Origin of the sequence: Roseibium salinum (assembly GCF_026240905.1) — a bacterium.
In the GTDB taxonomy this organism is placed as follows: domain Bacteria; phylum Pseudomonadota; class Alphaproteobacteria; order Rhizobiales; family Stappiaceae; genus Roseibium; species Roseibium salinum.
In genome coordinates this window covers 182496-202560 of the sequence record NZ_JAPEVI010000001.1, presented here as the reverse complement: position 1 = coordinate 202560, position 20065 = coordinate 182496, and the positions used below count along the sequence as shown (strand labels likewise).

The window sequence follows — 20065 nt, the reverse complement described above, 5'->3', positions numbered from 1 at the left end:
TCGATCGATCGGCCGCTCAGCAGGAGCTGTCGGTTTCCGCCTGCAGGAGGTCGTAGTTCTCGATGCTGAGCCTGCCCCGGCAGGCGGTGATCAGGCCTTTCTTCTGAAACTTGTCCAGCGTCATCGTCACCCATTGGCGGGTCGAGCCGACGATGGCGGCGAGGTGATCATGGGTGATCTTCTTTTCGACCACCAGCCGGTTGCCTTCCGCCCGCCCATGGGTGTCGCCGAGAATGATCAGAAGCTGGGCGAGGCGCTCGGTGACGGATCTGGTGCCCAGCATCTGCACGAGGGCCGAATAGCATTTGCCCTTCGCCACCAGGCCGTTGATCAGGCAGATGGCGAAGGATGGCATGGAATCGACCAGCTGACGGATGCGGGCGCCGGTGAGATAAAGCAGTTCCACGTCTTCCTGAACATCCGCGGACCACATATGCGTGCCGCCGCCGAAGATCTCCGGTCCTCCGATGAAATGCCCGTGCGTCCAAAGCGCTAGCGTGATTTCGCGGCCTGACGGCCCGGCATAGAAGGTGCGCACGCTGCCCTCTTCGATCAGCCAGATGCCGCTGTGCCGGTCGCCCTGGAAAAAGACGCCTTCGCCTTTCCTGAAACGGCAGACGGAACCTGCGGCCCTTACGGTCGCCAGCTCGTCCGCGGTGAGCCGGCTGAGGAAATCCGCGCCCTCGTCGAGGTCCGACAGAACCTCGCTCAAATAGACGGCGGAGACGCGATCCGGTGTCTGAACCGCCTCGCCCTTCATTTTTCGCGTGCTGAGCATCTTGTTCACGGGGTCCTCTCCGGTCGTTCCCGGCCGGCGATGAAGGCCGACAGGGCTTTGATCTCGTCGTCTGAAAGCTGTGCCGCGACTGCCCGCATGACCTCGCCCGGGTCGTTGGTGCGATCGCCGTTCTTGAAGTCGGTCAGTTGCTTGGCGAGATAGTCCGCGTGTTGGGCTTCGAGCCACGGCGCCAAAGGCAGGCCCGGATCCGTCTTTCCGTGACATGACAAACACGCCGGAACCGGACCGCGTCCCAAGGCAAACAGTATTTCGGCCTGTTCGGTGCCCTTCTCTTCCAGGGGCGCCGGAGGCGGGGCCGGCAGGGATGCGAAATAGGCCGCGATCTCGGAGAGCTCCGCAAGGTCCACTTCCGTGGTGATCGCCTGCATCTGGCCGCCGTCGTTGCTCCGGCGGTTGCCGTGGAAATCCCGGATCTGTTTTTCGATATAGGCGGCGCGCTGGCCTGCAAGTTTCGGGAATTTCGCCATCGGACTGATGCCGTCGAGCGAATGGCAGAGCCCGCAGACCTCCCAGGGCGCCATGCCGCTGGTGTCGATCATGTCGGCCAGAGCAATCCGAGCCGACTGCGTACTCGTCAGAAACACGGCGAGACTCATGAAGCTGAAACGCCAGAAACCGGTCACGGGGAAAGCCTCAGTTGATGTTCATGGGTCCGTGGGAGTGGCTCGGCATGTCGCCCGGTCTGGCGACCTTCACCTCAACGTCAAGCTGCTGGCCGGAGCCAAAAGCAAGCGTGACCGTGACCCTGTCGCCCGGCTTCAGAACCTTTGCGGCGCCCGTCAGCATGATGTGCAGGCCACCGGGGGCAAACGTCACGCTGCCGCCGGCGGGAATGGAAAGTTGTGCCACCTGCTCCATGGCCATCAGACCGTCGGCCATGGATGTCTTGTGGATGTGGCCCGCGGCAAAGGCCGGGCTTTCCACGGCAACCAGATCGACATCCGCGCCGCTGCCGTTTTCCAGCACCATGTAGACAGCCGCCGTCCTGACGCCGGGCGGCGCGGCGGGCGAGATGGCGTTGCTCGCCACAAGCCCGGCAGCCGCTGCGCCCTGCATCAGGTGTGAGTGTGAATGGCCCTCACCGGCCACTGCCCGTCCGACCCCCAGCCCGGAAACAACCAGAGCCAGTAGGGTCAGCGCCGATGCACAGAGGCACGAAAAAATCCGGTGGCCTGCAAGTTTCATGAGGAACTCCTGTCAGTTCACCGCATCCAGTCCGCGCATGTGGCGAAAGAGGTAATTGGCGGTGTTGAAGGGATGGAACGGCGGGCTGATCTTGGCGGTGACCAGCCCGTCCGGATTGATCACCGTGACCGCGGCACTGTGGGTGACGTCATAGGCATCGTCCTCGGGCCCGGATCTCTCCAGCCGGTAGAACCCGTCGATGCTTTCCACCAGCTTGTCGATGTCGCCCCTTTCGCCGGTGATGCCGGTAAAGGAAATGCCGAAATGCCTGACGTAATCCTCAAGCAGCGCCGCGTCCCGGTCCGGATCGACGGCCAGGAAGACGACCTCCGGGAGCCTTTCCGGCGAGACCAGTTGCGAGAGTTCGGTGCGCACGGCTTCCAGATTGGCGAGCGTGAACGGGCAGACGTCCGGGCAATGAGTGAAGCCGAGGAAGAGAAGCGTCCAGCGGCCTTTCAGGTTCTCCTGCGTGAAGGGCCTCGTGTCGTGCGCGGCCAGGGAGAATTCCTCAACCGGCACCGGCTCGTCCAGGATCACGCCATTGACCGCCTGGGCGCGCGCGGCGAAGGAAAAACACACCAGACAGACACTGAGGACGGTACGAAGCATGGATCACCTGTTCTGCTGTTCGAAGGCCTTGAGGCTCTCGGAGCGGATCTGCTCGAGACAGATCTTCTTGAGCTCCATAAACTCGGAGCTCGTCGCCATGGCCGACTCCTCGGCCTTTGCAGTGTGACGTGAAGATCGTCGATGATGGATCCGGGGCTGGCGCTCATGACCAGCACGCGGTCGGCCAGGAAGATGGCCTCGTCCACGTCATGGGTGACGAAGACCACCGTGATGCCGAACTCGCTCCAGAGCGACAGCAGGTTCTCCTGCATCATCAGCCGCGTCTGGGCATCCAGCGCGCCAAAGGGCTCGTCCATCAGAAGAACGGACGGATAGTTCGCCAGCGCCCGCGCGATGCCGACGCGCTGCTGCATGCCGCCCGAAAGCTCGGCCGGATACTTGTCCGCGAATTTGGACAGGCCGACCATTTCAAGAAACGTGTTGGCGATGGAGCTGCATTCGACATTGCTGCGCCCGGCAACCCTGGGGCCGAAGGCGATGTTGTCGCGAATGGTTTTCCAGGGAAACAGCGAATATTGCTGGAACACCATACCCCGGTCCGGGCCGGGCCCGGTCACGGCATTTCCGTCCACCGTGACCGTGCCGCTGGACGGCGTCACGTAGCCGGCGATGGAGTTCAGCAGCGTCGATTTTCCGCAGCCGGACGGCCCCAGAATGCAGACGAATTCCCCCGGCCTGATGTCGAGCGAGGTTCTCTTGACCGCCTGACTGGCGGAGACGCCTTTGCCGAAGGTGATTTCGACGTCCTCAATGACGATATGACCGCAGTCCTTCTGTGCAAGGGCACGGGATCTGTGCGGAATATGTTCCTTCAACGATACGACCTGGGTGTTCATGCATGCACTCCGTTCTGGGAGGAAGTCTTCCGGCCGCGGCCCGGGGTGCCGGTGCCGAAACGGGAGGTGGCGGCGGGCTCGGCGAGCCCTAGCGTGCTCAGCGCCAGGAGCCCGTATCCGGCCATGGTCAGCCACGGACCGATCGGTTCGATCCAGAAGGCCGTCGAAACGCCGAGACCGAGCATGGAAAGGCCGACGATCCAGGTCGGCGTTGCACAGCACACGACCCAGCTCATCGTCGCCGACGTGAGGGCGACGAACCCCGCGCCGAGCCCGGTCGCCGCTGCCGACTTGAGGCGCGTGCCGCCGGAACAGCTGGTTCTTGCCTTGAGGAGAAGGATGTTGGCCGCCAGGAGTGCCGCCAGCACCATGACCAGCAGCACCTTGTAGGGGATGATGTTCAGCGCCCACTCGGAAATGCCAAGGCCGTAGTCGTAGTTCATGTAGCCGAATTCGAGCAGATATTCCTCGGCAACGATGGGCGGCACATCCCGGAAGGACGGCGTTGATCGGAATATCTTCCAAACGCTGGCCGGCCAGTTGTAGGCGATCGCGTAATTCGGCAGGGCTCCGAAACGCACGACCAGGGAGGCCATGAGCAGCAGGTAGTAACCGAGCGTGAACCCGGCGACCAGCAGCAGCCACAGCCCAAACCGGGACCTGACGACCCTGCCCGCGGTCGACAGCCTGGCGCCGAGATCCGGAGCCATCACCTTGCCCTCTTCTGCCAGGCGAGCAGCGGCTGCATGGCCAGCTTGACCGCATAGGTGGACAGCGTTCCAAGCCCGCCGATCACCAGCATGCCGACGACGATGTCCGGATAGTTGATGAGCGAATAGGCGTCCCAGGTGAAATAGCCGATGCCGTACTGGCCGGAGATGATTTCCCCCGCGAGCAGCGAGAACCAGCTCACGCCCATGCCGATGGCAAGGCCGGCGGCAATGCTCGGGAGCGCAGCGGGCAGGATGACATGCCAGAAGATCTGCAGTCCGGACGCGCCGAGCGATTTCGCCGCGCGCACCAGGACTTCCGGTGTCTGCTCCACGCCGTGCAGCGTGTTGAGCACGATCGGAAACAATGCGCCGAGCAGGGTGATGTAGATGATCGACGCCTCTTCCGTCGGCCACATCAGGATCGCCAGCGGGATCCACGCCACGGCCGGGATCGGGCGGAGCACTTCGATATAGGGATAGATCAGCGCGCAGGCGATTTTCGACCGCCCCATCAGCACGCCGGCAAGGATGCCGATGACGGCGGCCGTCAGGTATCCGGTCAGGATGCGCTGCATCGACACGCCGATATGGATGTAGAAATCCCGTTCACCGAGATGTGTCCAAAAGGCGCTGAAAACCTTTCCCGGCGAGGGGACGTTTTCGAAATTGATATAAAAGTCAAACTTGTAGGTTGTCGCCAGGTGCCACAGGAGAATGCCGAGCGAAAGAGACAGGACGCTCAAGGCAATCGTGAGCGCGTTCCTCTTGACCAGACCGGCACCGTGCACGGCCGCATTCACGATGGCCCTGGTGACATCCCCGCCGGATAGCCCGGGCGCATCGGCAAAGCCGACCAGGTCTTCCGTCCTTTGGGCAGGTTCCGCAGGCTCTCGCGCATGCGCCCTTTCGTCGACCGCGTCCGCGGCCTGACCCATTTTGCTCATTCAACTCTCCCTCGATATGCTCGGCAACCGGCCCGATACGCGTGACCGGATCGTTGGGGCCGTGCCGCGGGAAACGCCGCGGCACGGCCGTTATCGTTATTCGGAAGGAATGAAGGCCGCGACGGCGGTCGGCAGGTCGATGACCTGACCCTTGACCTCAGCCGCATGGGCTTCGGCATCCGGCTTGCGCAGGAAGGTTTCGTAGGCGCCGTCCTCGCCGAGGACGAAATAGGCGGTCTTGGCGAAGAGTTTCAGCCCGGTCGCCTTGTCGTAGACATAGGCTGCGTTGAGCTTCGCGCCGGTTCCCTGGAATTCGGCAACGGCCTTCAGGAACTCCGGCAGGGTTTTGTACTGCAGGATGCCGTCGCGGGCGTGCCAGATTTCCACCGGAAGACCTGCATTGGCGGTTTCCGGGTCGACGATCGCCGCTTTGTCGGCTTCATAGTCCATGCCGAGATCGGCATAGGCCGCCTTGATATAATCCTCGGTGATCCATTCGTCGAAATCGAGTGGCGGGATCGCCTTTTCCTTCACCAGAACCGTGTGATCCAGCTTCAGCGCGTCGACCCATTTGTCCTTGATGGTCGGATCAAGGGTCAGGTGGCCGCCATTGGAGAAGTAGATGTAGAGAACCTCCTTCTCCACACCGGTCCATTTCTCCATCAGGTCGACGGCTTCGCTCGGGTTTTCCTCGATCCAGTTGCCCGCTTCGATAACCGCCTTCAGGAAGGCGGTGACAACTTCAGGGTGTTCCTCGGCAAAATCCTGCCGGACGACGACGCCATGAAGATAGGGAACGCCGGTCTCGCTGCCGTCATAGATCTTCCGGCCGGTGCCGCGGAATTCCATGATTTCCGACCAGGGGCAGAAATCGGAATGGGCGTCAATCTTGCCGGCGGCGATGTTCGCCGCCCCGACTGCCGGGCTCTGGTTCTTCAGCGACACCTCTTCGGTAATGCCGGTGTCCTGCATGGCCTTCAGCAGCATGCCCCAGGCCGCGGAGCCCACCGGCGTCGACACCGATTTGCCCTTGAGCTGGTCGAGGGAATAGATGTCGGAGGCCGCCGGGACCACGACCGCATTGCCGCTGCCCTTCAGGTTGTAGCCCGTTCCGGCAATATAGAGCGTGCGCAGGGAGTCTGTTTCCTGGAACTTCGCGCCGTTCACGATCAGCGGATAGTCCCCCATCACTCCGATATTCAGCTTGTTGGCCAGCATCTGGTTGGTGATCGGGCCGCCGGAGGAATAGTCGGCCCAGGTGATGTTGTATTCGACATCCGCATAGGCCCCGTCCTTCGGCAGGTGTTTTTCCAGAAGCTGCTTTTCCTTCACCACGATGCCCGCGGTGTAGGTGTCGGTGCACATGCTCTGGTGGCCGATTGCAATATCGATGGTTTTCGCCAGTGCAGGCATGCTGGGCAGAGCGGCGGTAAGCGCCAGCCCCAATCCAAATCCAAGTCTCATGTGCTTCATTTGCCTTCCCTCAAGTAGTGCCGCCTATCTCAGGACGGATTTATTGGCGCAAAAGCCGTGCCAGCTTTCGGGAGGGTCTTCCGGACGGACCCGTAGTTGCTTGAAGGAATTAGGTATTTTCAGCCTGGACCGATCGCAGCGGACAAAGGCAATCGGCGGTGAAGACCGGCAGTCGCTCAAGGGCGGGGCAGATTGCGCGGTTTTTGTGCAGCGCACCAAGAAACCGGATAATACAAGTTGGAAAAACACGTATTAAATTTTCGGTCAGTTCAGAGCGGGAGAGAACTGGGTTAAGAAGCAAGGCTTCGCACCCAAGATCATTTCGTTCGAAAAACGAATAAAAAGGTTATACGGCCGCCCAACGTGGCGTCGAGCAGCTTGAAATACTTGGATTTACATCGGGTCAGCTCAGCGACTTGAGACCCGCAATCATGGCGGGCGCGTCCCAGACACGCTCTCCGATGGCCCCGAAGATCACCTGGCCGTCACCATTCAGGATGTAGGTGACCGGCAGGCCCCGGATGAACCATTTGGCCGGCAATACCGAGTTGCCGTCAAGCAGGATCGGCAGGCCGTCGTGATCGATTTCACCGAGGAAGGCTCTTATCCGCTCTTCCTTGTCGCCGACATTCACCGCGAGCACAGCGTAGCCCTCCGTTCCCAGCAGCCGGCTGAGCCGGGCCAAAGACGGCATTTCCTTGCGGCAGGGCGGACACCAGGTCGCCCAGAAGGAGACAAGCACCGTTTTGCCGCGATAGTCCTCAAGCCGGTGCGTGACACCGTCCAGGTCCGGGATGTCAAGCTCGGGAGCGTCTATCGCAATCGGCGGTTCGGCAAGGCCGAGGGACCGGAAGTCGTATTCCGCTCCGAAGGCAGGCGGTCCCGCGACCGCCGCAGCAGCAATCCCGCCCAAAAGCACACGCCGGTTCAACATCACCATCTCGGCACCCTGATCTTGAATTGGTGGCAGTCCGGACGCACGAACAGATATTCGTAGTCTATCGGCTGGCCGGACGCGTCATGGGTCAGCCGCTCGGTCCTGATGACACCGTCCCCTGCCTTGACGTTCAAGAGACGGCCCACGTCAGCATCGGCGGGCACGACAGTCATGGTGATGTCGGCAAAGCCGATTTCGATGCCGATCCGGGTTTCGATCAGCGTGAAGATATCCGCATGCGCAAGGTCCATATCGAGGAGCTTGCGGCCGATGGAGAGCGGAAAGTAACTGACGTCGATGCTCATGGCTTCTCCGGCCGCAATCCGCACGCGGCGGATCTTGACCAGATCCACCCCGCGCTTGAGATTGAGCGCGGCGGCGGCAGCGGCCGGGGCAGGAACGACTTCGCCGGAAAGAACCTCGGACCTCGTTTCGACGCCAAGGGGGGCCATCAGTTCGCCAAAGCCCTGCAGGCGGCCGAGATCCTGCACCGCCTGCAGCGTGCAGACGAAATAGCCCTTGCCCTGATGTCCGACGATGAGACTGGCGTCCCTCAATACGTTAAGGGCCAGCCGGATGGTGACCCGGCTGACCCCGAAACGCTTCATCAAGGCGCTTTCGCTCGGAAGATAACTGCCGGGCGGATAGTCGCCCGAGAGGATCGCTTCCATCAGCGTGGTGCCGATCTCCTGGTATTTCGGCGGGCGGGAAGAGGTGCCGGCGAGCTGGCGGCCGCCTTCACTGGACTTGTCCAGCTCCTTCACGAGTTCCACCGGTCCGGTCACCCGTCACCTCTCCTCTCAGGCCTTGTTGCTCTGCAGCATTGTTACCCGATTTTTCCCAAAGCCCAACGAACATTTTTACGGACGTCCGGATCCGGATCGTCGACCAGGCTCTCAAGATAGGGAAGCGCGGCCCGGTCGGCGATCTCGCCAAGGGCCGCCGCAGCCTCCTTGCGCAGGTTGGAGGTCAGCTCATCCAGCTGGGCCCCGATCCTGTCGATGGCCTCGCTCACCTTCTGCACCCCGAGGCTGCGCACCGCTTTCACCCGGACCTGCCAGTAAGGATCGTCCAGCAGCACGATCAGCTTCTGCGCGTCCTTGCCGATGGGGAACCTGCCGAGAACTTCCGCGGCAATTTCGCGGACTGCCCAGTTGTCGTCGCCAAGGGCCGCCAGAAGCGCATCCCTGGCGTGAGACGATTTGGTGAAGGCGAGCGCGCTGACGGCGGTGCGCCGGACTTCCGGGTCCTCGTCACGGCAGCAGGCGATCAGGGCCGGCAGCGCTTCCTCCGCCTTGAGATATCCCACCACGCCGACGGCCTGGATGCGCACCGCGGCGACTGGATCCTTCATCGCTTCGATGCCATTGGCCAACGCGTCCGGCCGGCGCAGCTGCTTGAGGCCCAGGAGCGCACCTTCCCTCACCTTTGCATTCTCATGAGCGGTCAGCTCCAGCAGCGGATCGGCCGCTTCAGGATCCTTCAGTTCGGCCAGGCTGTCGGCCGCCACCCGCGACACCTTGCCATCAGCATCCTGAAGCGCCTTGCAGAGTGCGGTGGCGGCGGCCAGACCGTCGAACTCGCCGAGGGCGATTGCCGCCTGAAGGCGAACTTCCGCGCTTTCGTCTTCAACTGCTCTTGCGATCATCGGGATTGCGTCCGGATCGGCCGTGTCGGCAAGATCCATGACCGCGACGCGGCGGACGGCCGGGTCGGGATCATTCAACCTGTCCGCCAGGTCCTCGAAATCGCTCTCGTCTTCGAAGGGTTCAAATACCATGGGTTCTCCCTCCTCAGCGCAGCAGATACGGAATGTTGACGGTCACCGCATTGGTCGGGCAGTCCGCCTCGCAGGGCATGCAGTACCAGCACTCGTCGTACTTCATATAGGCCTTGCCGGTCAGGTCGCTGATGCGCAGGACATCCAGCGGGCAGACATCCACACACACCGTGCAGCCCTTGTCGGCAATGCATTTCTCGTCATCGACCACCACGGGAACGGTTGTCGGCGTATTGGCTAGAGGCATATTCGTCTCCGTTCTTGTTCTGGCTTGCCGGTCAGGTCCGGAGCAATCCGCGTCTCTTGGCGCAGATCCGTTGCTCCGACTGACTGAAATCGATCGGCTTTGGACGTTCCCGGTCGAACGCCCACTGCTTCAGGCGGTGATGCGCTGCTTGTAGTAGGCATCCTTCTCATCCTCGGCGATCGGGATGATGTAGGGCTGAACGTCCTTCTTCTCGCAGGCCATGGCGCCGTCCTGCTTGGACAGGAGAACGTGGCACTTCCAGTCCGCGTCGTTTGAATCCGGATAGTCGGAGCGCCAGTGATAGAGACCCCAGCGGCTTTCGGTCCGGTAGAGCGAGGCGAAGGCGGCCATGTCGGCGCAGTCGAGGATGCTGGCAACTTCCATGGAGCGCATCAGTTCATGCGCGTCGCGGGCCATCATCTGCGTTTCCATATCATTGCGGACTTCGGCAAGGCGGCTCTGGCAGAGTTCGTATTTGGCCGTCACCTTGGGCGGCTGCAGGTAGTCGTTCACCAGGCGGCGGATCTTGTATTCGATCTGGTTCGGCGGAATGCCATCCTCGCGCCTGGTGGGCGCCAGAACACGCTCCTGTTCGAGACCGATGGCGGCATCGTCGAACTCGTCGAAATCGACGTCGCCGGCAAAGTCGATAGCGTGTTCGCCCGCGATCGCACCGTTTGTGAAAGCGCCCAGCATGTAGTTGTGCGGAACGCTTGCCATGTCTCCGGCGGCATAGAGACCCGGCACGGTGGTGCGGGCGAACTCGTCGACATAAACCCCGGAGGCCGAATGACCGGAGCAGAAACCTATTTCCGAAATATGCATCTCGATCATCTGCTCGGAGTATTTGGTGCCGCGCTGCTCGTGGAAACGGCCGCGGCTCGGCCGCTCGACCGTGTGCAGGATATGCTCGATATGGTCGGCAGTATCCTTGTGCAGGTGGTTGAGCTTCAGGAACACCGGTCCCTTGCCCGACTGCAGTTCGTTATGGAACTCCTGCATCATCTGGCCGGACCAGTAGTCGCATTCGATGAACCGCTCGTTTTTCGAGTTGGCCGTATAGCCACCGAAGGGACCGGCCACATAGGCGCAGGCGGGACCGTTGTAGTCCTTGATCAAGGGGTTGATCTGGAAGCACTCCAGGTTCGCGAGCTTTGCCCCCGCGTGATAGGCCATGGAATAGCCTTCGCCGGAGTTGGTCGGGTTCTCATAGGTGCCGAACAGATAGCCCGATGTCGGCAGGCCAAGGCGGCCGGCGGCGCCCATGCACATGATGACGGCCTTCGCCCTGATCACCAGGAACTCGCCGGTGCGGGTGTTGACCGCAATGGCACCGGCCGCGCGGCCGCTCTTGCCGGTCAGCAGGCGCGTTGCCATGTAGCGGTTGGAGATCAGAACGCGCGCCCGGCGGAGCTGCCGGTAGAGCGCCTTCTTGACCGTGTCGCCGTTCGGCATGGGCAGGACGTAGGTTCCCATGTGGTGAACCTTCTTCACGTCATATTCGCCGTTTTCGTCCTTCTGGAAGCGGATGCCGAACTGGTCCAGCTCCTCGATGATCGAGTAGCAGTTCTGGGCGTATTTGTAGACGGCCGCCTGGTCGCAGATGCCGTCATTGGCGATGGTGATTTCCTTGGTGTATTGCTCTGGCGTCGAATGGCCCGGAATGACGGCATTGTTCAGCCCGTCCATGCCCATGGAAATAGCGCCGGAGCGTTTCACATTGGCCTTTTCCAGAAGAATGACCTTGGCATCGGGGTTCTTCTTCCGTGCTCTGTAGGCCGCCATCGGCCCGGCGGTGCCCCCGCCGATGACCAGCAGGTCGCACTCAACTTCATTCAATCCTGCACGAAGATCATCCATGCCACTCTCCACTCTCTCAAATGTCTGATCGAAACTGTAGGGCCGCCGCGCCGGGCCGGTCGGTCAACTAATTGCCCTTCAGAAAGTCTTCCGGCCCCAGCGCCCGCCCTTGCGGCCGAACGGCCGCCTCCCCGGCCAGTTCCCGCAGGTAGACCCATGGAAAAATGCCGCGGTCGTAACCATCTGAGAAAACGATGTTGACCGCGTAGGATCCGATGGGACGGACCGCCGTGATGGTGAGATCCGGCGCAGCGGGGACCGCCAGTCCGCTCAGACGCTGCTTCTTGCTGCGCGCCGACTGGCTGTTGTCCCTGAGGAAAGGCGCGGCGAAGGTCGAGACGTTTCCGTCCGGCCAGTGAAGGCTCAACGTTTTGCCCTTGCGCCCGACACGGACTTCATCGGGCGCTTCGCCGTCCGTGAGGTCCTTCCCGGTGGCAAGCGGCGGGGCGTCGTGCTCTGCAATCATGGTCAAGAGGTCAGCTCCTTCAATTTGCTGAAGTCAGCTGAGCACGGCCCGGGCACCGCCAATAGCAACTAATTGACCGACTCTTCGGGAAAGACTGGCAATAACGGTCTGAGTTCACCAAACCGGAGGGGCCGCATGACCTTTGTCGTTACAGAGAATTGCATCAGGTGCAAATACACCGACTGTGTTGAAGTCTGCCCGGTGGATTGTTTCTACGAAGGCGAGAACATGCTGGTCATCAACCCGGACGAATGCATCGACTGCGGTGTCTGCGAACCGGAATGCCCGGCTGAGGCCATCCTGGCGGACACCGATCCGGAAGCGCAGAAATGGCTCGATCTCAACACCAGATACGCGGCCCTCTGGCCGGTCATTACCGAGAAGATCGACGCGCTGCCGGATGCAGAAGAATGGAACGGTGTCGGCGGCAAGCTGGAACACCTGAGCGAAAAGGCTGCCTGATCGATGGCCGCCCCGCCGCAAGGCCGGACGGAACCCCGCCCTGGGGCGAACAAGCTGTTTCCTGGAGGCATTTTGCCATCCATTTCGTACGCCGACACGCATGAACCGAAAGAACCTGCCATGAATGTCATGACCCGCCCGGAAGAACTGGAAGCCCGCGCACCTGCCGGCACTTTCGTCGAGACCGTCACCGAGGTGACGCATTACACTGACCGACTGTTTCATTTCCGCATGACCCGGCCAGCAGGCTTCCGCTTCAGGTCCGGCGAATTCGTGATGATCGGCCTGATGATCGACGGCAAGCCTGTGTTCCGCGCCTATTCCATTGCCAGCCCCTCGTGGGCGGAGGACATGGAATTCTTTTCGATCAAGGTTCCCGACGGTCCGTTGACCTCGCACCTGCAGAAGATCCGGCCGGGCGATGCGATCCTGATGCGCAAGAAGCCGACAGGAACGCTGGTCAATGACGCGCTGATTGCAGGCAAGCGGCTCTACATGTTCTCCACCGGCACGGGCATTGCGCCCTTTGCCAGCGTGATCCGCGATCCGGAGACCTACGAGAGGTTCGACGAACTGATCCTGACCCATTCCTGCCGGGAAGTGGCGGAACTGGCATACGGCCAGGAACTTGTCGCTTCCATTCGTGCGGACGAGATGTTGAACGAACTCTTCGACACCTCGAAGCTGCAGCTCTACAATTCCGTTACCCGGGAGGATTTCCCGGTCAAGGGCCGGATCACCGACCTGGTCGCGAACGGCAAACTGTTCGACGATCTCGGCGTCGCCCCGCTCGATCCGGCCACGGACCGCGCCATGATCTGCGGTTCGTCCGACATGCTGAGGGACACGAAGGCGTTGCTGGAAAAGGCCGGGTTGACCGAAGGGGCGAATAACCGGCCCGCGGAGTTCGTGATCGAACGCGCGTTCGCCGGTTAGGGCCCAGGACCGCGGCGGCGTTGTTCCTGCCCGGTGGATAATTGCGAGCGATCGACCACTCCCGAATGTCATCACCGTTAATCTTTGTTTCCCACGAGCAGATGGCGGATATCCGGTGTCTATCTTTCCAGGCGCCACCCATGCTGACCGCCGGCCCTGAGCGCGGCGAAGGCTGCCAGTCGCCAACGTCAGTAGTCCGTGGCGGATGAAATCCTCCGACATGACTTCATGCCATCCGAACCCGACTTCATAGGCATTGACGCAGCTGACCGTGCGTCCGTCCGGCAGCGTGGCGGTCTCAAGCTTCACGGAATGTCTCCTCCCCGGCTGTTTCATCTGCCACTCCACGGACCGAAAGACAGGCTGATGTGTTTGCCGCAAAGGGTTGAACGGCGCCAGCGGAAAATCATCCGGCCGCCAGACCGAACAACGACTTTGCAAGAGCCAGTTTGCCTTCGACGGCGCGGTCCACCATGGCGCGGAAATAACCTCCGGGGCTGTTGATCCGGTCGGGATCGCGCAGGGCCTTTTCGGCGACCACCGCCAGGATCGCGGCGGCGGCATGCCTGCCGAGCTTGCCACAGGCGGCCCCATAGGCGGATTCCGACAGTCCGATGCCGACACGCAGGACCTCGGCGGCAGACATCAGCTCGAGCCAGCTGCCAAACGAGAGGCCGAATTCGCTCTGGACGGTCCTGCAGGCGCTTTCCAGCAGAGAGATCGAAACGGCATCCAGGGACATGGAATGCTCAAAATCCGCCTTCCTTGTGCGGTTCTGCGGGGTTTTCGGGCTGGAATGGCCACCCCTGCGCTCCGCTTGCTCCCTTTCAGGAGCTATGTCGCCGCCTTTGGCGGCGTCAGTAGGTAAGTTGATGTCGACCGCGTGAGCGGGCGTCCGATTATTAGAACAAGAGTCAGGAGAGTTTGTATTAAGTAAAGGGGTGACATTCATGTCGTCCTCGCCCGACATATTACCCTTTTCAGAGGGTACATCCTCTTCGCTGGAGGCCTCCGACAGGAACTCGACAAGCAGGTCGTAAAGGTCCTGCAGGTCTGCCGCCTTGTCCTGAACTCCCCTGCCCCCGTCCAGAATGGCTGTCATCCGGTCCTGGAAGTCGGAAAGGTCCACAGTCGCGGTCGCCTGGATGATATCGACAATCGCCCTGGAAACCTTCGTCACCGTGCGCCGGGCTTCCCGCTCCGCATTGAGTTCCGCCTGCCACTCATCGGCAAGCCGTTTGATTTCCCGGTAGCGGATGCGCGCCGGCGTGAAGTCCAGGCCGTAAGCGTAGGTAATGTCGCCATTGCCGTTGCGATGAACCCAGCGGCGGCCGGTCGAGCTGTCGCGATAGGCGAGAATTTGAGCTTCCACGAGCTGTTTGATCGCCCGCATCACCGTGCGCTCGCTGCGGCCGACATAGGCGGCGAGTTTTTCGTTCGAGATCGCGACCACCGGCCGGGCAGCACCGTTCCAGTCTTCCGGCTTTGAAAGGCCGAGGAGGATGTCCAGAATCTGATACATCGTCGCTGTCAGTCCCAGGGGCTGGGCAGCTCTCTTGAGCGCAATGGCGACCTGTGACTTGCCCACGTCGGGAATATCGTTCGACATCGCCAGGCGTTGGGATGCAAGTACCCCCGGCGTGACCTTCCGAAATGAAGACACGTTCGAAACGGTAGACATAATAACTCTCCGTTCGCCGACGCAGGATTAACGCGGCGCTATAGGGTTCGGAGGTCCGGATGGGAGGAATTCGGCAGAAATCCACCGTTCACGCGAGAAGACTCTTGCGTGGTGATTCGGGATGCACTACAACGGAATGGCTTAGGGTTTCCGTTGGGACTTTCCCATCTGAACCATGGAATTCGGGGCTATCTGGTTGCCGCCAGATGGTCCCATTTCATTTTCGGCTTTTCTCTCTCGCATTCTCCTTTCAGTGATTGTCAGGCGCTCCATGAGCCCGGCAGCTAGTCCTGATCGTCCTCTTGCCGGAGGAAATCAGCATGCAGATCCGGGAGCTTCTCGGTGAGCCATCTTGCAAAACGGGCCTCAGCCTTCGGAAACGTCATCGTCGATGATGACGCCGTCGCCTTGAACTTGCCGACAACTTTTCCGGCCGACCTGATCTCGACCTGGGCCGGCTTTGTCGCATCCGACTTTTGCCGTCCCTTGGCCGCTCTGGAAGCCAGCCGCATGCGCTCCGCGCCGTCTCCTTCCAGGAAGGCGGGCTCCGTCACTATCCTGCGGATGCGGTCGGCGGCCTTTTGATCATCGAACAGCTTTGAAAACTCGACCCATGCAGGACGGCCGACGCCCTTGGCCCGGCCGATGGCGTGAACGATATCGTCCGGGATTGCATTGGCGACCTTCAGAAGGACGGAAATATTCGTTTCCTTCTGGCCAAGGATCGGCTCCATCTCGCGCTGTTTGATGCCGGCGTTCTTCAACTGCACGGCCCAGAGCGCCTGCTCGATCCAGCTCAAGTTCTCGCGGACGCCGTTTTCCAGGGACTGCTCCCTGATCAGTTCGGCATCGGTGAGCTCGCGGACATAGGCGCGAACCCGAACGGTTTCCGGTTTGTCCGTTTCCCTGTGCAGTTCCTGGAGAACGGCCGTCCGCCGATGGCCATAGGCCAACTGATAGCGGCCTTCCTCGCTGGGATGCGGGCGGACAAGAACGGGCAGCTTCTGCCCTTCCGCCTCGATGGACGCTTTCAGATCCTGCAGCGCATCGGCTGCTTCCGCATCGGTTTCAAACCTGTCGCGGAACGGCGACGGATCGATCTTGTCGGGGTTCAGCGAGAGGACCGTGTCCGCCGACAGGCTCGTGAGCGCCTTGCCGACGTTGCCGACGACAGGGGAGCCCATGCGGCGATGGCGCGGCGACTTCGGCACGACTTCGGCCACGTCCCTCCCCTCGCCTTCCGCCATCTGCTGGAGAATGGATTTTTTCATGTCTCTCGTCCCCAAACACGCTTGATGATGCCGAGAATTTCCTCGTTGACCCGGTCGGCGCTTTCGCGGGCGCGCTTATAGGCGTCCCGGCCCACTTCACCCGATTCAAGCTCGTAGAGCGACTTCTTTGCAACGCCGCCTGCGGCAATCGCCGTCGATTCCCAGGCCTCGGAAACCAGCACGTCCTCCGCGAAGAGGCGCCGCATGATCCCGCTCATGTATTTTTGCGGTCCGTCGTTCGGGTTGACGCGGGTAAGCAGGAACCGGATCCACTCGTGGTCGAACTTTGCCCCGAACGCCTCCAGGGTTTCCGCCAACTCGGAAATCATGATCAGGAACTGATTGCACGACGCCACGTCGAGCATCGCCGGATGGACGGTGATCACCAGTGCGGTCGCCGCATAGAGAGCGGCAAGGGTTGAGTATCCCAGCGATGGGGGCGTATCCAGGACGACGACATCGTAATTGTGTTCGACGGAGGCAATTGCGTTGCGCAACCGCTCAAAGAACAGTCCGAGTTCATCCCTGTGGTTGTTCGCAAGATAGGAAGGCGTGTCGAACTCGAAATCCATCAGTTCCAGGTTTCCCGGAACGATGTGGATCCCCGGGAAATACGTGGCCTGGATAATCTCGGCCAGCGCCTTGCGGTCGTCATCATACCGCAAGGCCGCGTAGGCGGTCTCGTTCGAGTCGAGATCGAATTCAGGCTGGATTCCGAAGGTCGAGGTCATCGAGGCCTGCGGATCGAGATCGATGCACAGGACGCGGTATCCCTGGATGGCGAGATAGTGCGCCAGATGAACCGAGGTCGTCGTCTTGCTGGACCCGCCCTTGAAATTCGCCGTGGCGACCACTTGGAGGCGCTCGCCTTCCCGGCGGTGCGGCAACAGGCGCAGCGCGTCTTCCGGCCGCTGCTCCGCCAGGTATTTCCGCAGCTCCCAGACCTGTTCGATACTGTAAATGCGCTTGTTGTTTTCCGCCCTGCTCGGCTGTGGCCCCTTGCCTTCGAGCGTCAGGGACCGGAGAGTGCTTTCCGGGATGCCCAGGAGCTTCACGAGATCCAGGGTCGAAAATGTGCGGCCGAAGACTTTGTGCGACTCCGGGGGATACATCCGCGCACGCATGGAGTTCAACTCGGCGGAGAGCTGGCGCGTATAATCCTCAATCTTCTTCGCCGTATCCGGCTTGGGGGGAATGTGTGCCGGATTGTCGCTTACTGCCATTCGGCTCTCCTGACGGCAAACGCCTTGGTCGTGACCTATTTGCCGTCAGGAGTGAATGAACTCGCTAGAAATTGCAAGGGTTATTAGGTTAACGAGAGTTTAACGAAAGTCCTGCGTGCAGCGTAACTCCAATAGCCTCCGTACCGGATATTCGGCAGACGATCTACCCGCGTTGCAACAGACAGACCGAACCGCTACAGAAATTCGTGTGAGATTCCAGGCGATTGCCTGATTTCGCCAAGCATTATTCTCGGGCGGTGTGCCTCGTCGATTTCACCGCCGAACCGCCGAAAACGGGCTTGTTCGCCCGCGCCTTCCGCTTCCTCAATCCACAGCTTGAGCACGCCAAGGCGTTCTTTCGACTCGGAAAATGGCGGCGAAGGCTGATTCTTTGGCCGGCGACTCAGTTGGATCCGGCAAACCTCTGCCCTCCCCTCCGCGGCCCGCCGTTACCGCCGACAGGTCGACATCGCCGGGAGAAAACCCATCGCCTTTCAGAATGTCAGGTGGCGCCGCGGATCAGGTCCGCTGCCTTTTCGGCAATCATGATCACCGGCGCATTGGGATGGCCCGTATTTATGGTGGGCATGACCGAGGCGTCGGCGATGCGCAGGCCTTCGAGCCCCCGCAACCGCAATTGGGGATCGACCACGGCCAACTCATCGACTCCCATCCGGCAACTTCCCACCGGGTGGAATGATGTTGACGACATGGCTAGGATATCGGCCGCAAGCGCTTCGTCACTGTCCAGACTCGGACCTGGGGATATTTCCGCTCCGCGAACGGAATCGAAGGCGCGCTGCGCGACGATCTCCCGCGCCCTGCGGATCATTGCAATCATGACACGGAGGTCATCCTTATCGCTGAGATAGCCGGGATCGATCGCCGGGCGGCCGAGCGGATCGTCCGTCATGATTGTCACCCGCCCCCTGCTGCGCGGGCGTGTCGGAAAACCGGAAATGGTAAAGCCGTGACGGTCGGGCGGCCTGAATTCAGGCGCGGCCGGGCTGATGAAATACGGGATCATCAACAGCTCGATGTCGGGCACGGACGCAGTCGGCCCGGAGCACAGGAACGCACCTGACTCATAATGGTTGGTGGTCAACGCTCCGCTGCGGTCGGTCTCGTAGCGTTCCTCCAGATCGGCAAGCTCTTGCGCATCTCTTCCGAAAAGCGTGAGCGGCCTGGTGATCTCCCATCGCGAGCGATAGTGAAGATGGTCCTGGAGGTTCTCACCTACCCCCGGAAGGCCATGTCGCACTTCAACTCCAGCCGCTTGCAGACATGCCGGCGGGCCGATGCCGGACAGCTGCAGCAGATGCGGCGATCCAATCGCGCCCGCGCAAAGGACCGTTTCGCACTCGGCGCGCGCATGACGGCTTTTCCCTCGATGCACGTAGTCGGCACCGACCACCCGGCCCCTCTCGATCGTCAGGCGGGTGACGGTCGCCTTGGTCACGACCTTGAGGTTGGGCCGGTGCATCGCGGGAGTCAGATAGGCGCGGGCCGTGCTGCCGCGTTCGTTCCCGCGAATGGTTGCGGGGAAATAACCGCAGCCGCGGATGTCGCTTCCGTTGAGATCCGGATTAAAGGGGATGCCTGCTTCCTGGCAGGCCGCTATGAACATTTCCGTCAGTTCGTTCCGCTCGGCCTGTTCGCTGACTGCGAGCGGGCCGCCGAACCCGTGCAGCGCGCCATTTCCGGGAGCGTGAAAGTCCTCGGCCCGCTTGAAATATGCAAGTACGTCGTCCCAAGCCCATCCCACGCAGCCGATCTGTCGCCAGTGGTCGTAGTCGGATGGATGTCCACGCAGGTAGATCATGTAATTGATCGAACCGGTACCGCCGACACCACGCCCTCGGGGAAACCCGATCTGGCGTTTGAAAAGTGCGGTCTGGGGCGCGGTGCGATAACCCCAGTCGAATTGCGTATTGGGCAGTGCTCCGATTTTTGCCGGAGTGGTGATCCGCGGATCATCGTCCGTCCCCCCGGCCTCGAGGAGGAGAACAGATGCATCGGCCTCCTCCGACAGCCGCGCCGCGAGCACGCAACCGGCCGAGCCGGCACCGATGACGATATAGTCGTATACCTCGGCCATTCCTGGCCCTCCTCGCCCCGTCGCAAACGATCTCACAAACGCCCCATCAGACTCAAGCCTAAGAAGAACATTCGCGCGGCGGCCTTCGGCGTTTTCAGTTTACTGGCCCGCGGAGCCGCTGATTTGCGCCATTCATCGAGGTCGACTTATCAATTGATAAGGCAGGGCCGCCAGCGGCCGCTCCTTAGCTCCTACCGCGGGCCTGCAGACAAGTGACACCGCGTTTCCGCTTTCCTCACAGCCAGGAAACCTGCTCCGCGGAAAACGCAGTGCCGCACCAGACGGCGAGAGAGGGGAGAGGATGGATGCCAAAAGGACCGGCGGATGCGACCTCTATTCGACCGCACCTTCGATCGCCGCAATCCGGCGCCAATGTGGCCAGTGTGCGAGAGACGCCTCTTCGCAGCTTCTGTACAGTCGCGATCGTCGTCCGTAGCTCCGTCCTCGTAAACCTGAGGAGAGGAGGGGGATCCGAAGCCACCGCGATGGGACTTATCAACTGATAAGCCGACACTGCATCCGGT

20 protein-coding genes are annotated in these 20065 nt (G+C 61.3%); 2 read left to right on the top strand and 18 right to left on the bottom strand.

The window, feature by feature from the left end; all coding sequences use genetic code 11:
• Positions 1-16 precede the first annotated feature (16 nt).
• The 14 genes from ON753_RS00840 to ON753_RS00775 all read right to left on the bottom strand — a co-directional run bounded on the left by ON753_RS00840 (position 17) and on the right by ON753_RS00775 (position 11870).
• Positions 17-778 (bottom strand): Crp/Fnr family transcriptional regulator, encoded by a 762-nt coding sequence (locus ON753_RS00840; RefSeq protein WP_265960943.1) that lies wholly within the window; start codon positions 776-778, stop codon positions 17-19.
• A gap of 5 nt (positions 779-783) precedes the next feature.
• Entirely contained in the window at positions 784-1383 is a 600-nt protein-coding gene (locus tag ON753_RS00835; protein WP_265960652.1) for a c-type cytochrome, read from the bottom strand.
• A 49-nt stretch (positions 1384-1432) separates the two neighbouring features.
• Positions 1433-1984, bottom strand: a complete 552-nt coding sequence (locus ON753_RS00830; RefSeq protein WP_265960651.1) for a copper chaperone PCu(A)C — start codon at positions 1982-1984, stop codon at positions 1433-1435.
• 12 nt (positions 1985-1996) lie between these two features.
• Positions 1997-2593 carry an SCO family protein gene (locus ON753_RS00825; RefSeq protein WP_265960650.1) on the bottom strand — a complete coding sequence of 199 codons (597 nt, stop codon included), beginning with the start codon at positions 2591-2593 and terminating at the stop codon, positions 1997-1999.
• On the bottom strand, positions 2518-3450 hold the full coding sequence (locus tag ON753_RS00820) for an ABC transporter ATP-binding protein (RefSeq protein ID WP_265960649.1): 933 nt from the start codon (positions 3448-3450) through the stop codon (positions 2518-2520). The genes ON753_RS00825 and ON753_RS00820 overlap by 76 nt, the downstream gene beginning before the upstream one ends.
• Positions 3447-4160, bottom strand: coding sequence for a hypothetical protein (locus ON753_RS00815; RefSeq protein ID WP_265960648.1), 714 nt, complete (start codon positions 4158-4160; stop codon positions 3447-3449). Before ON753_RS00815 ends, ON753_RS00820 begins: the two co-directional genes overlap by 4 nt.
• Positions 4160-5107: an ABC transporter permease gene (locus ON753_RS00810; protein ID WP_265960647.1), complete on the bottom strand. Its 948-nt coding sequence runs from the start codon at positions 5105-5107 to the stop codon at positions 4160-4162. The genes ON753_RS00815 and ON753_RS00810 overlap by 1 nt, the downstream gene beginning before the upstream one ends.
• Positions 5108-5203: 96 nt before the next feature.
• Positions 5204-6580: an ABC transporter substrate-binding protein gene (locus ON753_RS00805; RefSeq protein WP_265960646.1), complete on the bottom strand. Its 1377-nt coding sequence runs from the start codon at positions 6578-6580 to the stop codon at positions 5204-5206.
• Positions 6581-6983: 403 nt separating this feature from the next.
• Entirely contained in the window at positions 6984-7514 is a 531-nt protein-coding gene (locus ON753_RS00800; RefSeq protein ID WP_265960645.1) for a TlpA family protein disulfide reductase, read from the bottom strand.
• Positions 7514-8302: a GntR family transcriptional regulator gene (locus ON753_RS00795; RefSeq protein ID WP_265960644.1), complete on the bottom strand. Its 789-nt coding sequence runs from the start codon at positions 8300-8302 to the stop codon at positions 7514-7516. The genes ON753_RS00800 and ON753_RS00795 overlap by 1 nt, the downstream gene beginning before the upstream one ends.
• A gap of 41 nt (positions 8303-8343) precedes the next feature.
• Positions 8344-9297, bottom strand: coding sequence for a HEAT repeat domain-containing protein (locus tag ON753_RS00790; protein WP_265960643.1), 954 nt, complete (start codon positions 9295-9297; stop codon positions 8344-8346).
• A 13-nt stretch (positions 9298-9310) separates the two neighbouring features.
• A complete protein-coding gene (locus ON753_RS00785; protein WP_265960642.1) occupies positions 9311-9544 on the bottom strand; it encodes a 4Fe-4S dicluster domain-containing protein in 234 nt (77 codons plus the stop codon).
• A gap of 129 nt (positions 9545-9673) precedes the next feature.
• Entirely contained in the window at positions 9674-11404 is a 1731-nt protein-coding gene (locus tag ON753_RS00780; protein ID WP_265960641.1) for a fumarate reductase/succinate dehydrogenase flavoprotein subunit, read from the bottom strand.
• Between the two features lie 67 nt (positions 11405-11471).
• Positions 11472-11870: a DUF971 domain-containing protein gene (locus ON753_RS00775; protein WP_265960942.1), complete on the bottom strand. Its 399-nt coding sequence runs from the start codon at positions 11868-11870 to the stop codon at positions 11472-11474.
• A gap of 135 nt (positions 11871-12005) precedes the next feature.
• Between ON753_RS00775 and fdxA the strand changes: the two genes are divergently transcribed.
• Both fdxA and ON753_RS00765 read left to right on the top strand, forming a co-directional pair.
• A complete protein-coding gene (fdxA, locus tag ON753_RS00770; RefSeq protein ID WP_265960640.1) occupies positions 12006-12332 on the top strand; it encodes a ferredoxin FdxA in 327 nt (108 codons plus the stop codon).
• 120 nt (positions 12333-12452) lie between these two features.
• The gene (locus ON753_RS00765) at positions 12453-13268 is read left to right on the top strand and encodes a ferredoxin--NADP reductase (RefSeq protein ID WP_265960639.1); all 816 of its coding nucleotides are present in this window, start codon (positions 12453-12455) and stop codon (positions 13266-13268) included.
• Positions 13269-13674: 406 nt separating this feature from the next.
• Here ON753_RS00765 and repC read toward each other — a convergent pair whose 3' ends face one another.
• The 4 genes from repC to ON753_RS00745 form a co-directional block, all read right to left on the bottom strand.
• Positions 13675-14949 (bottom strand): plasmid replication protein RepC, encoded by a 1275-nt coding sequence (gene repC, locus ON753_RS00760; protein ID WP_265960638.1) that lies wholly within the window; start codon positions 14947-14949, stop codon positions 13675-13677.
• A gap of 284 nt (positions 14950-15233) precedes the next feature.
• Entirely contained in the window at positions 15234-16220 is a 987-nt protein-coding gene (gene repB / locus ON753_RS00755; RefSeq protein WP_265960637.1) for a plasmid partitioning protein RepB, read from the bottom strand.
• Positions 16217-17443, bottom strand: coding sequence for a plasmid partitioning protein RepA (gene repA / locus ON753_RS00750; protein WP_265960636.1), 1227 nt, complete (start codon positions 17441-17443; stop codon positions 16217-16219). Before repA ends, repB begins: the two co-directional genes overlap by 4 nt.
• 502 nt (positions 17444-17945) lie before the next feature.
• Complete coding sequence (locus ON753_RS00745) at positions 17946-19541, bottom strand: GMC family oxidoreductase (RefSeq protein ID WP_265960635.1); 1596 nt, start codon at positions 19539-19541, stop codon at positions 17946-17948.
• Positions 19542-20065 lie beyond the last annotated feature (524 nt).

What these genes read in the sequence shown, in the direction of transcription:
- repA (WP_265960636.1), bottom strand. Translation starts at nt 17,443, where the DNA reads ATGGCAGTAAGCGACAATCCGGCACACATTCCCCCCAAGCCGGATACG.
- ON753_RS00830 (WP_265960651.1), bottom strand. Translation starts at nt 1,984, where the DNA reads ATGAAACTTGCAGGCCACCGGATTTTTTCGTGCCTCTGTGCATCGGCG.
- ON753_RS00800 (WP_265960645.1), bottom strand. Translation starts at nt 7,514, where the DNA reads ATGTTGAACCGGCGTGTGCTTTTGGGCGGGATTGCTGCTGCGGCGGTC.
- ON753_RS00780 (WP_265960641.1), bottom strand. Translation starts at nt 11,404, where the DNA reads ATGGATGATCTTCGTGCAGGATTGAATGAAGTTGAGTGCGACCTGCTG.
- ON753_RS00765 (WP_265960639.1), top strand. Translation starts at nt 12,453, where the DNA reads ATGAATGTCATGACCCGCCCGGAAGAACTGGAAGCCCGCGCACCTGCC.
- fdxA (WP_265960640.1), top strand. Translation starts at nt 12,006, where the DNA reads ATGACCTTTGTCGTTACAGAGAATTGCATCAGGTGCAAATACACCGAC.
- repC (WP_265960638.1), bottom strand. Translation starts at nt 14,949, where the DNA reads ATGTCTACCGTTTCGAACGTGTCTTCATTTCGGAAGGTCACGCCGGGG.
- ON753_RS00775 (WP_265960942.1), bottom strand. Translation starts at nt 11,870, where the DNA reads ATGATTGCAGAGCACGACGCCCCGCCGCTTGCCACCGGGAAGGACCTC.
- ON753_RS00785 (WP_265960642.1), bottom strand. Translation starts at nt 9,544, where the DNA reads ATGCCTCTAGCCAATACGCCGACAACCGTTCCCGTGGTGGTCGATGAC.
- repB (WP_265960637.1), bottom strand. Translation starts at nt 16,220, where the DNA reads ATGAAAAAATCCATTCTCCAGCAGATGGCGGAAGGCGAGGGGAGGGAC.
- ON753_RS00820 (WP_265960649.1), bottom strand. Translation starts at nt 3,450, where the DNA reads ATGAACACCCAGGTCGTATCGTTGAAGGAACATATTCCGCACAGATCC.
- ON753_RS00805 (WP_265960646.1), bottom strand. Translation starts at nt 6,580, where the DNA reads ATGAAGCACATGAGACTTGGATTTGGATTGGGGCTGGCGCTTACCGCC.
- ON753_RS00815 (WP_265960648.1), bottom strand. Translation starts at nt 4,160, where the DNA reads ATGGCTCCGGATCTCGGCGCCAGGCTGTCGACCGCGGGCAGGGTCGTC.
- ON753_RS00825 (WP_265960650.1), bottom strand. Translation starts at nt 2,593, where the DNA reads ATGCTTCGTACCGTCCTCAGTGTCTGTCTGGTGTGTTTTTCCTTCGCC.
- ON753_RS00810 (WP_265960647.1), bottom strand. Translation starts at nt 5,107, where the DNA reads ATGAGCAAAATGGGTCAGGCCGCGGACGCGGTCGACGAAAGGGCGCAT.
- ON753_RS00840 (WP_265960943.1), bottom strand. Translation starts at nt 778, where the DNA reads ATGCTCAGCACGCGAAAAATGAAGGGCGAGGCGGTTCAGACACCGGAT.
- ON753_RS00745 (WP_265960635.1), bottom strand. Translation starts at nt 19,541, where the DNA reads ATGGCCGAGGTATACGACTATATCGTCATCGGTGCCGGCTCGGCCGGT.
- ON753_RS00790 (WP_265960643.1), bottom strand. Translation starts at nt 9,297, where the DNA reads ATGGTATTTGAACCCTTCGAAGACGAGAGCGATTTCGAGGACCTGGCG.